The organism is Acetobacter persici (assembly GCF_018256955.1).
Classification (GTDB): domain Bacteria; phylum Pseudomonadota; class Alphaproteobacteria; order Acetobacterales; family Acetobacteraceae; genus Acetobacter; species Acetobacter persici.
The window spans coordinates 72,837-85,612 of sequence record NZ_JAERKU010000008.1 but is presented as its reverse complement, the minus strand read 5'-3'; the positions used below and the strand labels follow the sequence as shown (position 1 = coordinate 85,612).

12 protein-coding genes are annotated in these 12,776 nt (G+C 60.0%); 3 read left to right on the top strand and 9 right to left on the bottom strand.

Going from position 1 to position 12,776, the window contains the following annotated elements; translation table 11 throughout:
- The 8 genes from JK199_RS10440 to hrcA all read right to left on the bottom strand — a co-directional run bounded on the left by JK199_RS10440 (position 1) and on the right by hrcA (position 8,339).
- Positions 1 to 441, bottom strand: a complete 441-nt coding sequence (locus JK199_RS10440) for an ExbD/TolR family protein (RefSeq protein WP_025827126.1) — start codon at positions 439 to 441, stop codon at positions 1 to 3.
- Between the two features lie 120 nt (positions 442 to 561).
- The gene (locus JK199_RS10435) at positions 562 to 987 is read right to left on the bottom strand and encodes an ExbD/TolR family protein (RefSeq protein WP_025827128.1); all 426 of its coding nucleotides are present in this window, start codon (positions 985 to 987) and stop codon (positions 562 to 564) included.
- A gap of 2 nt (positions 988 to 989) precedes the next feature.
- Entirely contained in the window at positions 990 to 2,048 is a 1,059-nt protein-coding gene (locus JK199_RS10430; protein ID WP_077930805.1) for a MotA/TolQ/ExbB proton channel family protein, read from the bottom strand.
- Between the two features lie 88 nt (positions 2,049 to 2,136).
- Entirely contained in the window at positions 2,137 to 2,748 is a 612-nt protein-coding gene (locus JK199_RS10425) for an energy transducer TonB (RefSeq protein ID WP_212375690.1), read from the bottom strand.
- Positions 2,749 to 2,810: 62 nt separating this feature from the next.
- Complete coding sequence (locus JK199_RS10420; RefSeq protein ID WP_077930804.1) at positions 2,811 to 3,059, bottom strand: hypothetical protein; 249 nt, start codon at positions 3,057 to 3,059, stop codon at positions 2,811 to 2,813.
- 142 nt (positions 3,060 to 3,201) lie between these two features.
- Positions 3,202 to 4,333, bottom strand: a protein-coding gene (prfB, locus tag JK199_RS10415; protein ID WP_143217687.1) for a peptide chain release factor 2 whose coding sequence is annotated in 2 segments (ribosomal slippage) — positions 3,202 to 4,263 and positions 4,265 to 4,333 — 1,131 coding nt in all. Because the reading frame shifts where the segments join, the coding sequence is not laid out codon by codon here.
- A gap of 50 nt (positions 4,334 to 4,383) precedes the next feature.
- Positions 4,384 to 7,185, bottom strand: a complete 2,802-nt coding sequence (locus JK199_RS10410) for a penicillin-binding protein 1A (RefSeq protein ID WP_212375685.1) — start codon at positions 7,183 to 7,185, stop codon at positions 4,384 to 4,386.
- Positions 7,186 to 7,265: 80 nt separating this feature from the next.
- Complete coding sequence (gene hrcA, locus JK199_RS10405) at positions 7,266 to 8,339, bottom strand: heat-inducible transcriptional repressor HrcA (protein ID WP_086656291.1); 1,074 nt, start codon at positions 8,337 to 8,339, stop codon at positions 7,266 to 7,268.
- A gap of 151 nt (positions 8,340 to 8,490) precedes the next feature.
- Here hrcA and rph point away from each other — a divergent pair, with 151 nt between their 5' ends.
- The 3 genes from rph to mtnK all read left to right on the top strand — a co-directional run bounded on the left by rph (position 8,491) and on the right by mtnK (position 11,194).
- Positions 8,491 to 9,219, top strand: coding sequence for a ribonuclease PH (gene rph / locus JK199_RS10400; protein WP_025829128.1), 729 nt, complete (start codon positions 8,491 to 8,493; stop codon positions 9,217 to 9,219).
- Positions 9,220 to 9,235: 16 nt separating this feature from the next.
- Positions 9,236 to 9,835: an RdgB/HAM1 family non-canonical purine NTP pyrophosphatase gene (rdgB, locus tag JK199_RS10395; RefSeq protein WP_212375774.1), complete on the top strand. Its 600-nt coding sequence runs from the start codon at positions 9,236 to 9,238 to the stop codon at positions 9,833 to 9,835.
- Between the two features lie 105 nt (positions 9,836 to 9,940).
- A complete protein-coding gene (mtnK, locus tag JK199_RS10390; RefSeq protein ID WP_212375682.1) occupies positions 9,941 to 11,194 on the top strand; it encodes an S-methyl-5-thioribose kinase in 1,254 nt (417 codons plus the stop codon).
- Positions 11,195 to 11,309: 115 nt separating this feature from the next.
- Here mtnK and JK199_RS10385 read toward each other — a convergent pair whose 3' ends face one another.
- Positions 11,310 to 12,725 (bottom strand): major royal jelly family protein, encoded by a 1,416-nt coding sequence (locus JK199_RS10385; protein WP_244985067.1) that lies wholly within the window; start codon positions 12,723 to 12,725, stop codon positions 11,310 to 11,312.
- Positions 12,726 to 12,776 lie beyond the last annotated feature (51 nt).

Below are 12,776 nucleotides of genomic sequence, written 5' to 3'. Positions count from 1 at the left end.
TCACTGACCTTCTGCGAATTGTTCCTGCCCGATAATGCCAAGCTTGGTCACGCCAAGTCGCTGGGCGTCTGCCATAACATGCACTACCGTTTTGTAATCGGCCAGACGGTTTGGCTGCAAATGCACTTCAGGCTGCTGATCTTCCGGGCCGGTTGCCGCTTCGCGCAGGCGCGCCTGAAGATCTTCCTCACTAGTAACAGGCTGCCCGTTCCAGGTAATGCTGTTGTCAAAGTCAACCGCAAGCGTCACCACGGGCGATTCAACCGTGGAAGGCGGCGGGTTGCCCTGCGGCAGGTCGATGGAAACGGCCTGGGTCTGCAACGGAATTGTGATGATAAGCATGATCAGCAGAACCAGCATCACGTCGATCAACGGCGTGGTGTTGATATCGACAATGCCTTCGTCTTCCGTCGTGCTTTCCGATCCGACATTCATGCCCATGGGGTGTCACTCTCTTAAAACTCTGGTTCCACGGCACGGTCCAAACCAGGCCGGACGCGGGATAGTGGACTGAAGCCCACCCCCTCCCCTCAGGGAGGAGGAGGTGGAACCCCTACTCGGTCAGTTGGTTTTTGGCCGCTCGGTAATGAAGTCGATATGATAGATACCAGCTTCCTGACAGGCCTCAATCAGCTTGCCGACAGACTCATAGCGGCTCTTCACGTCGCCACGGATCTGAATCTGCGGCTGCGGTTTCTGAACCGCCGCTTTTTCAAGCCGGTCCAGAAGATCAGCCCGGCCCTTAAGCGGCGTTTCGTCCCAGTATGCCTGTCCGTTTTCCGCCACTGCAAGCACGACGTTAGACATCTTTGTCTGTGTCGGCTGGTTCATATCCTTCGGCAAAGTTACCTTGACCGTGTGGGTTGCAACCGGAATTGTGATCAGAAAGATGATCAGCAACACCAGCATGACATCAACGAGGGGAGTTGTGTTGATCGCCGATACGACGTCGTCTTCGCCCCCGCTGTCTCCGACAGACATACCCATGATTAACCTACCCGGTTAGAGATGGTTGAGGTGGTGGGAGAGTTGTCAGCGCGGACAACAATGCTTTCTGCACCGGCGCCATGACGCAGGCCACCAATCAGGATGGACTGAAGGTCGGCAGCAAAATCACGCACGCGGTCCATAGCCCCTTTGTTACGACGCACCAGCAGGTTGTACCCCAGCACGGCCGGAACAGCGGTCGCCAGACCAATAGCCGTCATGATCAGAGATTCACCAACCGGACCAGCAACCTTGTCGATGGAAGCCTGACCGGCAATGCCGATGGCTGTCAGGGCGTGATAAATACCCCAGACGGTGCCGAACAGACCAACGAACGGAGAGGTGGAGCCCACGGTGCCCAGGAAGGCCAGACCAGACTGAAGGCTGTTCTGGATGTTGTTCACCGAACGCTGAATGGACAGGGAGGTCCAGCTGTTCAGGTCGATGGATTCCTGCATCGTGCCTTCATGATGTTCGGCTGCAACAATGCCGGTGTCAGCAATGTAGCGGAACGGAGAGGTGGATTTCAGGGCGGCAGCACCTTCCTGAATGGTGCTCTTCGTCCAGAACTGCTTGGTGGCTTCCTTAGCGGCAGCGAACAGACGAGCCTGTTCGATGAACTTGGTGATCATGATGAACCAGGTGCCCAGGGACATGATCAGCATGATCATCAGCACGCCACGTGCAATGATGTCACCGTTGGACCACAGAGCGCCAAGACCGTACGGGTTGGCTTCTTCTTTTGTGGCCGGAGCTGCGGCTGCCGGAGCGGGCGCATCAGCAGCGGGAGCCGGGGCATCGGCTGCGGGGGCCGCAGGTGCGGAGGCATCAGGCGTCGGGGCAGCAGGAGCAGCCGTGTCAGCCGGGGCCGGAGCTGCTGCATCGGGAGCAGGAGCGGCAGGCGCTGCGGTGTTATCCGTAGCAGCAGGAGCAGCAGGCGCTGATGCAGCAGGAGCCGGAGCATCCTGAGCCAGAGCCAGAACCGGTGTCGCCGTGCCCAGCATGACCGCAAGGGCCGGAACCGCGAGACCCGACACTGGAAGACGAGACAGTCTGATCATGTACCTAAAAATCCTTATCTTTGTCGGCCTGGTGACGGAGCCTCCCGGCACCAGGCAGTTTTCTGCAGAGTTCGGCTCAATGCCGGGATCAGTCATCCAGTCTGAACCTGATCACATACACCTTGTGAAGCTCCTTGACGGGCACACCGTTCTTCATGGCCGGGCGATACCGGGCCTTGTGAACGTAATCCAGAGCAGCCTGTGCGAAGGATTGTCCCCCCTGCACGGACTGAACAGAACAGTTGCTCGTCATCCCCGTTGTCTCCACGTCACATGCAACCGTCACACGACCTTCAATATTGTCTTCCTCCATATCAGGCGGATAGACGGGCCGGGCGTTGTTCAGCGGCGATGTACCAGCCGATGTGTCCGGCGAATTGGTCGGTGCCGCAGTTGAGGCAGGCTCGCTCGACACGGGTGGTGCCGGAGCCGTTGTCGTCTGCGGGGGCGTCGCCTTTTTGGGCGGCGTCCGGGCCACATGCTTGATCGGCGGTTTAGGCGGCGGCGGTGGCAGAATTCTGGTCTTGATCGGCGGATGCGAAACCGGAACGCTCGCAGACGTCCCCATACCGAACATCAGTCCCATAACCGCCAAGAGATGCAGCAGAATTACAACCAGCAGAGCAACAACACCGACAACAGCTCCTGTTCCGACGACAAAGCGCACCGGACTCTGTTGCTGTTGCGCGTGGTCCTTCATATTTCTACATCCTCCTTCTTCCACGCCAGCCAAAGAAACACTGGCCAGCGCCATCACCTGATCTATGGCATCAAAAACTGATGGCCCTGCACCAACATTTCGTGCCTCAGCACTGGATAGACTGACAGAGCTGCATGGCTGCCATCTTCCTGACCCTGATTGGGCAATTTGACAGCAAATATGTCAAGAATGTTCTTGATCGAAAATGAACACTGCCCCCTTTCAATGCAGACGGCCCACAAAACAGGCATATCATCCAGATCCGCAGAAAAAAGCCACTTTCTGTTGAGATGTGCCAGAATCAGGGTCATTCATGCCTGTTTTGAGCCCATTTGAATTTAAAAAAAAATTCTTTGTAACGTTCCTGAATCTGTCGTGGTTCCCGTTCTCCACGCAATATAAAAAAACGGGCCCCAGAGGAGCCCGTTTTTTAACCCGTTGCAAACGTGCAGTTTATTGCGCGTTTGCACTTGCTTCAGACCGGGTCGCCCCGACCCGCGCCGCCAGAGCGGCAGCCATAAAGGCATCCAGATCCCCGTCCAGCACAGCGGCAGGGTTTCCGGTTTCAACATTGGTCCGCAGATCCTTGACCATCTGGTACGGAGCCAGAACGTAAGAGCGGATCTGGTGCCCCCAGCCGATATCCGTTTTGGCGGCTTCCGTCGCGGCGGCAGCAGCCTCACGCTTTTGCAGCTCCACCTCATACATCCGCGCCCGCAGCATCTGCATGGCGGTTGCACGGTTACGGTGCTGGGAGCGGTCCGTCTGACACGCCACCACAATCCCGGTCGGGATATGGGTAATACGAATGGCCGAATCGGTCTTGTTGACGTGCTGGCCACCCGCGCCGGAAGCCCGGAAGGTATCCACCTTAAGATCGGAATCATTGATTTCGATCTCAATCGAATCGTCAATCACCGGATACACCCAGACGGACGCAAAGGACGTCTGCCGGCGGGCCGCGGCATCAAACGGGGAGATCCGCACCAGACGATGCACCCCGGCCTCCGTCTTCAGCCAGCCATAAGCGTTCGGGCCGGAAACCAGCATGGTGGCCGATTTCAGCCCTGCCTGTTCGCCTTCCGAACTTTCCATCAGCGTGACCTTATACCCATGAGCTTCCGCCCAGCGGGTATACATGCGCAGCATCATCTCGGCCCAGTCCTGCGCTTCCGTCCCGCCGGCACCGGCGTTGACTTCCAGATAGCAGTCATTGCTATCCGCCTCGCCAGACAACAGGCTTTCCGTCTCGCGCCGCTTGGCCTCTTCCGCCAGAGCTTTCAGGGCCGCCGTGGCTTCCGCCACCACTTCCGTATCCCCTTCCGCTTCCGCCAGTTCAACCAGCTCACAGGTATCCAGAACGCTGCTCTCCAGCTTCTGCACACCGTCAACCTGCCCGGCCAGCAGGGTGCGTTCCCGCATCAGCTTCTGGGCTGCGTCGGAATCATTCCATAAATCCGGGTCTTCTGCCCGGTTGTTCAGTTCGGCAAGTCGGGCCTGAGCGACATCCCAGTTAAAGATGCCTCCTCAGCAGTGCCACCGACTGCTTGATCTGTTCATTAAGGGCTTCTGTCTCAGCCGACATCGGGCCGTCTCTCCATCAGGTCTTTATAAATCGTGTGTTTGCGAACGGCCTCAATAAAGGCCGCCCATGCCAATGTCACCCCCGGACGCGGCCGGAGGCGCTTTTGGCGCGCCGGGAGACGCAGGCTGGCCGGACCCGGCGGCCGTAGCGCCGGACTGGCCTGCCCCGGCGGCCATATCACTTTCCGAATCCGCCATGTTTTCAGCCCCGGTATCCGCCGCCGTCAGCTCGTGCGAGGCGCCGTTATCCGCAAGACTGACACTGACACCCGGAATCTGGCCGGGCTTGAAGGCATCAATCGCCACGCCACGGCCTGTATCATACCGCACCAGCGTGATGCCCTCCGGCGCAGCAAAATCCAGCTTCGGGCGGCCTTCCACCGCGGTTTTCATCACCTTGTTCCAGATCGGCCCGGCAATGGTGCCACCGGTCTCGTTCTTGCCCAGTGATGTCGGCGTATCAAAGCCAATCCACACCACAGTCACCAGATCGGGCGAATAGCCTGCAAACCATGCATCGTTAAAGTTCTGGCTGGTGCCGGTCTTCCCGGCCAGCGGATAATCAATCCCCTTCCCGGCCTGAACACCCGTCCCGCGCCGGATAACATCCTGCAACATGGTAGTGATCTGGAAAGCACTTTGTTCGGACGCCACGCGCGGGCGGTTATCCTGCACTTCAGGAATTTCATCCTGTCCGGGCATGACGAACTTTACCGCATCATTCTGCACGGGGGCTGCCGCCGGGGCCGGTCCTTTTGCGCCATCGACCCCTTTAGGGGCATCCGGGAAAACCGCATCCGTATCGGAAGCCCCTGCGGCAGAGGACGGACCTGCTGCCGCACCGGGGCCGCCCGCACTGGCACCCGCCGCCGCTTCAGCCGCCTGAGCCGAGGCCGCGACCAGAGAAATTCCTTCCGGACGCCAGATCACATGGCCTTCACGGTCCTGCACGTCATCAATCAGGGTCGGGGTGACTTTCCGGCCCCCTGCGGCCAGTGACGCATACGCTCCGGCCTCTTTCAGCACTGTTGTTTCCACAGCCCCCAGTGCTGCGGGCAGCACATGCGGCATGGAATCCACCAGCCCGATTCGGGTCGCCATATCCGCCACATTCTTGATGCCGATATGGGCCGCCAGACGGATAGTCACCAGATTGCGGGATTCCCGCAAAGCATCATGCAGGGACGTCGGGCCCCAGAAATCTTTCTCATAGTTGTTCGGGTGCCATGTGCCGTAGGACACTGGCGAGTCATCAAACGACTGAGAGGGTGAGATGCCCTGCTCCATCGCCTGCAGATAGACAAACGGCTTGAAGGAGGAGCCGGGCTGACGCAGCGCCTGTGTTGCACGGTCAAACTGGGACGTCTGGAAAGACCAGCCGCCCACCAGCGCCAGCACGCGCCCGGTGCGGGCGTTCAGCGTCACCACAGCGCCTTCCACATGCGGCACCTGCATCAGGCCGACGCGGCTGCTCCCGGCCTGCGGCTCGACCATCACCAGATCCCCTGCCTTCAGCAGACGGAAACGCCGCGTCCACGCCAGATCGCGGTCCTGAATTTCTCCCGTTTGCGGGGTCCCGCCCTGCATGGTGGCACCGCGCCGCACAACAGCGCCCTCCAGCCAGCCAACCCGGCCATGCGCCGGGTCCAGCACGACCGCCAGACGCCACTGGTCCAGCATTCCCAGCGGGGCCACTTCGGCTTTCAGAGCCGCAACCCAGTCCTCCTGAGAGGATGATGCGCTGATGGTCTCCACATGCCTGACCGGGCCACGCCAGCCACCGTGCGCGCGGTCATACGCCATCAGCCCCTGCCGCAGCATTGTCTGCGCTGTGAGCTGAAGGGACGGGTCCAGACTGGTATGGACATCCAGCCCGCCCTGCATGGTCATGTCCTGACCATATTTTTCCAGAAGCTGGCGACGGACTTCCTCAGCAAACCATTCAGAACCGGGGGCCGGGCCGGGGCGCACAAAATTATGCGGAATCAGCGGTTCCGCTTCCGCAGCCCGCGCAGCCTCGTGCGTCAGCGCGCCTGTCTCGGCCATGCGTTCCAGCACCCAGTTACGGCGCCCGCGCGCGGCCTCGGGGAAGCGAACCGGATTATAGTTGGTGGGGGATTTGGGCAGCGCCCCAAGGAAGGCGGCCTCCGCATCATCAAGCTGGTCCAGAGGTTTGTTGAAATAGGTCTGCGCGGCAGCCCCGATGCCGTAAGCACCGCTGCCCAGATAGATTTCGTTCAGATAGATTTCGAGGATCTTGCTTTTGGGCAGAACCTGCTCAATCCGCATGGCAAGAAAGGCTTCCTTGGCCTTTCGCTTCATGGAAACCGCGTTACTGCCCAGCAGCATGACGCGCGCCACCTGCTGCGTGATGGTCGAGGCCCCGATCGGCCTGCGTCCCTTGCCCCGTGTAAGGTCTGTCAGTCCGGCGCGTGCGATTGCCAGAGGATCAACCCCCTTATGGCTCCAGAATTTCTGGTCTTCCGCGGCAATAAAGGCGTTTTTCACCCGGTCCGGAATAGCGCTGTACGGCACAAAAACCCGGCGTTCATCCGCCAGTTCGGCAATCAGCCGGTCATCCGACGCATAAAGGCGGCTCATCACCGGCGGCTGATAGGTCCGCAGGCCCTCAACCGTCGGCAGGTCAGACACAATGCCTTCATACTGGGTCCAGACGATAACCGCAGCCCCTGTCGTGCCGACAAGTGCCAGGGCCGCCACCGTCCCCAGCAGCCCCCGCCACTGGCGGAAACGCGGCCTGCGCCATGCAGGGCCGTGACGGGAAGAGGCTTCTCTCCCCTCGTTTTTATTGGAAGAAGACCCGGGTTCACCAGAAGACGGAGTTCTTGTCATGCAGGTCCTTTACCATTCTCATGCGCTGCCGTCTTCAGTCTCGTCGCTCTTCCTGACCACATCATGGCGAATTTTGTCTTTTATCCCAGCATTTCGCCCAGAAAGCGGGCTGTATAGTCCACAACCGGGATAATCCGGCCATAATTGATGCGTGTCGGGCCAATAACACCAATCGCGCCGACAATCCGGTTGGCCTCATTCCGGGCGGGGGCCACCACCATGGACATGCCCGTGCCGCCAAATAATCCGCTTTCCGCGCCGATAAAAATCCGCACACCTTCAGAATTTTCCGCCAGTTCCAGCAGCCGCAGCATGGTTTCCTGCCGCTCCAGCCGCTCAAACAGCGCCTGAATGGCCAGCAGGCGCTCCTGCCCGTCCACATCCGTCAGCAGTTTGCCCTGCCCGCGAATAATCAGGGTGCCGCCGCGCTCTTCATCCCCACCACCCCAGATTGCCAGACCGCTTTCCACCACGTCTGTGGTTAACTGATCCAGCGCGCTCCGGTTTTCCGTAATATCTGCCCCCACCCGCTCCCGCAGGTCCGGCAGGGTTGCCCCAAGGGCATGCGCGTTCAGGTAATTGGCGGCTTCCACCAGAGCCGAGGGCGGCATGCCGACGGGCGTTTCAATCACCCGGTTTTCCACATGCCCGTCCGTGCCCACCAGAACAACCAGCGCCCGGTTGCCGCCCAGCGCCACAAATTCAATATGTTTGACGCCACCCTCACCTTTTGGCGCAATCACCAGCCCGGCCGCATCGGACATCCCAGACAGCAGGGAGGACGCCTCCGTCAGCGTATCCTGCAAAGACCGCCCGCGTGCCTCCAGAGACTGACCAATCCCGCGCCGCTCTTCTTCCGAGAGGCTGCCAAACTGCAACAGGCCATCCACAAACAGACGCAGCCCGGCCTCCGTCGGCAGGCGCCCCGCAGACGTATGCGGGGAAAACAGCAGGCCTGCTTCCGTCAGAGAGGCCATGACATTCCTGATCGTGGCCGGGGAGAGCGGCAGCCCGAGCCTGCGGGAGAGCGTGCGTGAGCCAACGGGCTCGCCGCTGGCCACATATTCCTCCACAATTTCCCGCAGAATGGTGGCGGAGCGGGTATCCAGCCCCGGCGGCAGAACAGGCTTTGCTGGGTGCAGACCACGTTTCATGAGGGTCAGACCTCCTCCTTCACAACAGGATCTTTCTGCTTCTGCGCATCTGCGTCCGGTATGACAAGAAAAACAATGGTGCGGCTCCAAGGTTTCACTCCTGCCAAAACCGCTTTATGTGCAGAGACCATATTGTTTTAAGGAGTTCCCCATGCGCCCGTCCGGCCGCCAGCCCAACCAGATGCGCCCCGTCACCATTGAAACCGGCTTTGCCCGCCACGCGGAAGGCTCGGCCCTTATCCGCGTCGGCGGCACGGAAGTGCTCTGCGTCGCCAGTGTTGAAAACCGCGTGCCGCCTTTCCTGCGCGGCAAGGGCACCGGCTGGGTGACGGCGGAATACGGCATGCTGCCCCGCGCCACCCATACCCGTGGCAACCGTGAAGCCGCCAAAGGCAAGCAGTCTGGCCGCACGCAGGAAATCCAGCGCCTGATTGGCCGCTCCCTGCGCTCCGTAGTGGATCTGGCCGCTCTGGGGGAAATGAGCATCACGCTGGACTGTGACGTTCTGAACGCCGACGGCGGCACACGCTGCGCCTCCATTACCGGGGCATGGGTGGCCCTGCGTCTGGCCCTTGGCCAGCTTGTGGCCAAAAACGTGCTGACCCATATGCCGCTGCGCGGGCAGGTTGCCGCCGTGTCCTGCGGCCTGACCAAGGCGGGCCCGGTGCTGGATCTGGACTATGAAGAAGACAGCGCCGCCGCCGCTGACACCAATTTTGTGCTGACAGCCGACCGCCGCATTGTAGAAATTCAGGGCACAGCCGAAGAGTCTCCGTTTACGGAAGATGCCTTTAACGAGCTGTTTGCACTGGCCCGCACCGGCGTGTCCGTCCTGTTTGACGCCCAGACGCTGGCTGTTGAAACCGCGGAGAACCGCTGACATGACGCCCGGCAAACTGGAGGCTGATAAGCTGGAAGCAGGCAGTAAACTGGTTCTGGCCAGCCATAACGCAGGCAAGCTGGCCGAATTTTCGACCCTGCTGGCGGATTTTGGGGTGACCGTGCTGTCCGCCGGGGACCTCAATCTGCCGGAACCGGAAGAAACCGCCACCACGTTTACCGGGAACGCCGCCATCAAGGCGCTGGCGGCGGCCAGGGCAACGGGTCTGCCCGCTCTGGCGGATGATTCCGGCCTGTGCGTCAGCGCACTGGGCGGCGCTCCGGGCATTTACTCAGCCCGCTGGGCTGGCCCGGACAAAGACTTCCCCGCCGCCATGGCCCGGATTGAAGACGGCATCGGCTCTGACGAGCGCGACGCATGGTTTATCTGTGTGCTGTGTCTTGCCTACCCGGACGGCACCACCCGCAGCTTTGAAGGGCGCGTGGATGGCAGCATCACATGGCCCCCGCGCGGTGAAAAAGGTCATGGTTATGACCCGATTTTTACCCCCACGGGAGAAAGCCGGACCTTTGCCGAAATGGAAGAGGCCGAGAAAAACGCCATAAGCCACCGGGCGCGGGCGTTTCAGGCTTTCAAACAGGCCTGTCTCGATTAAGGTGTTTTTCGGGCAGAGCCGCAACGCTCTGCCTGAGCATTTTCTGTGCTGTGTAGGCAGCCTTCCCCCCACAGGCACACCAAAGTCCGGAACAACAGAAACACCATGACGACGCCAAACGCGCAGCAGGCTTCTTCCTACACCCCTCTGGACCTTGAAGGCGTCCGGACCTTTCTTGCAACACTCCCAGCCATTGCGGCGCGCCTTGGGGGCACACCGGATGCATGGCGGGTGTGGGAAGTCAGTGACGGCAACCTCAACATGGTGTTTCTGGCGGAAGGTCCCCAGGGCAGCGTCTGTCTGAAGCAGTCTCTTCCGCATGTGCGGGTAGACCCCTCATGGAAAATGCCGCTTGACCGCACGTTTTTTGAAGCCGCCTATCTGCGCGCCGTGTTTCCGCATGTGCCGGACCTGACGACCGAATGTCTGCATTTTGACGCAGAGCAGTTTATTCTGATTGTGCCGGGCCTTTCCGGGCACACCGTGATGCGCACCGCCATGATGGCCGGACATTTTTACCCGTCTGTTGCCGCACAGGTGGGCGATTTTGTTGCGCGCAGCACGTTCGCAACATCCCTGCTGGCAGAACCGTTTGAACGGATTATGGACCGCCGGATCTGCTTTGCGCGCAACCAGACGCTCACACGCATTACGGTCGATCTGGTGCTGACAGACCCATATCATGACCACCCACGCAACCACTGGGCGGACCCGCAGATCACCCCCATTGTAGACGCCCTGCGCGCCAGCCCGGCCGTGCAGGCGCGTAGTGATAGTCTGCGTCTGCGTTTTTTAAGCGCGCCGCAGGCTCTGCTGCACGGGGACCTGCATACCGGCTCCATCATGACCGATGGCACCGATACAAGAATTATTGACGGGGAATTTGCCACCTATGGCCCCATTGGCTTTGATGCCGGGCTTTTTACTGGCAACCTGATCCTGAGCCTCTTCGCAACGCCCGACCGGGCCGGACAGGCATTGCATCTGGATATGATCCAGACATTCTGGACAAGTTTCAAAAAAGGCTTCCTCGCTCTCTGGCAGGACAGAGAATGGGCGGAGGACCGCTCAACGCTCTATTATGCCACCACAGACAAATCCACGCAGAATTTTGAAAAATCTCTTTTTATTCAAAATATTTTTCAGGATACTGTGGGCTTCTGCGCCGCAGAAATCATCCGCCGCACCATTGGCTATGCCCATGTGGCCGATTTTTCAGTGCTGACCGACCCTTCTCTGCGCACCACGCGCCAGAAAGCAGCCCTTCTGTTTGCAAAAGACTGCCTTGAACAGAAAAAACCCCTGAAATCTCTGGCTGATTTTCTGGAGCTGCTCTACCTGCATATGTCTGCTTTGTGAGGCTCTCAAAGCAGACACAGCACAGCACAGCACAGCACAGCACAGCACAGCACAGCACAGAAAATTATATTTTTATAAGCTCACAATAGAAAACCCTTTAATTAAAAACATACTCTCAGATTTTCTCTTCGGCGTTATATGCAGCAACAGGTTCGATCGGAAAACGGATCAGGTGGTAGGGCGGCTTTCTTTTATCCTGCCCGCCATTAAAGCTGGCCAGACGGTTCCACTGCCCCAATGTGCAATAAACATGCGTTTTTGTGCAGAAAATCCCATCAGGTGAGAGAACACGCGGGTCATGCACCATCAGGTCGAAAGACCCGTCTGTATTGCGCCGCAAAATGGAATCCTGCTCGAAGTTTGTTGTATAAATCCGTCCCTGCGCATCGGTCGCCAGCCCGTCGGCTGTTCCTTTTTCCCCTTCATCTTTCACGGCTGCGGCCAGCGCGGCTTCCGTCACAGTCGGGTCGGCCAGCAGCGTGGTCGGCAGACTGTATAGTCTGCGGCTGGTCAGCGGAGCGTAAAACAGGCGGTCGCTCTTCGGGCTGAGCGTAATGCCATCAGCGCCCCCCACCACAAAGCGCGGTGGCTTACCGGGCGTGTAAACCAGTGGCACCCCTTCCACCACCGCCATAAAGCCCGGCTCCGCCTGTGTGGAAGGATGGGTCGCCAGAACACGCCGCTGCTGGCCTGAGGCAATATCCACCACCACGAGTGCCGGGCTGTGCCCGAAAGAACTGTCCGTTACATAAGCCGTGCCCGCCTGCCCGTGCGTCAGGTCCACGCGCAGATCATTCATGTGGCTGTCTGGCAGCAGAGCCGGAGCCTTCAGCACAATTTTATGCACCAGCCTGCCGGTAGAAGGCTCAAAACAGACCAGCTTGGCGGCACCCGGCTGCAAGAGCTGGCCTGCCAGTTTACCATCATCAATCGCCCAGATCCGGCCCTGCGTATCCATGGTCATCCCGTGGATGGACATCAGCCGGTCCGCCGGGGCGGCAGAAGACGGCAGGCTGAGGGCCGCCGTGGGCCATGGCACCACACGCCCCTGCACCAGTTCCCCCAGCGTGGCTCCCTTATGGTTTACGGCATGGCGCGGGAAGCCCACAAAAATACGCCCCTCGTCCGTCACCACCACGCCGGACGGGCCGGGACCGTAAAAATCAGCAACAATTTCAAACGATCCGGCGGATTCATACCCCTGATCACCATTCACCCCGGTTGTAGGGGTGCCACCACCCTGTACGGCTCCCTGTACGGTGCCCTGCGCGGGCTGTTGCGCCGCCCGTGCTTCTGGCGCCCGCAATAGGCCTGCGGCCACAGGGACAATGCTCCCGCCCAGCAGCAGAGACGACAGAAGCCGCCTGCGCCCAAGCTGCTGCTGCTGGCCCTCAGCCTGCCGGTGCAGGCCGCCCGCGCCTTGCCTCTGTCTCACCACAGCCGCGTTCCGGGCATCACACCCGGATGGGCTGAAGGACTCAGCATGCGAGGGAATTACAGGCGGGCAGCCAGAAAGCGGGCGAGACGTCATGGACTCATCACTCCTGTTTTAAGGGGGCTCCACGCTCCCACGCACGTTCCT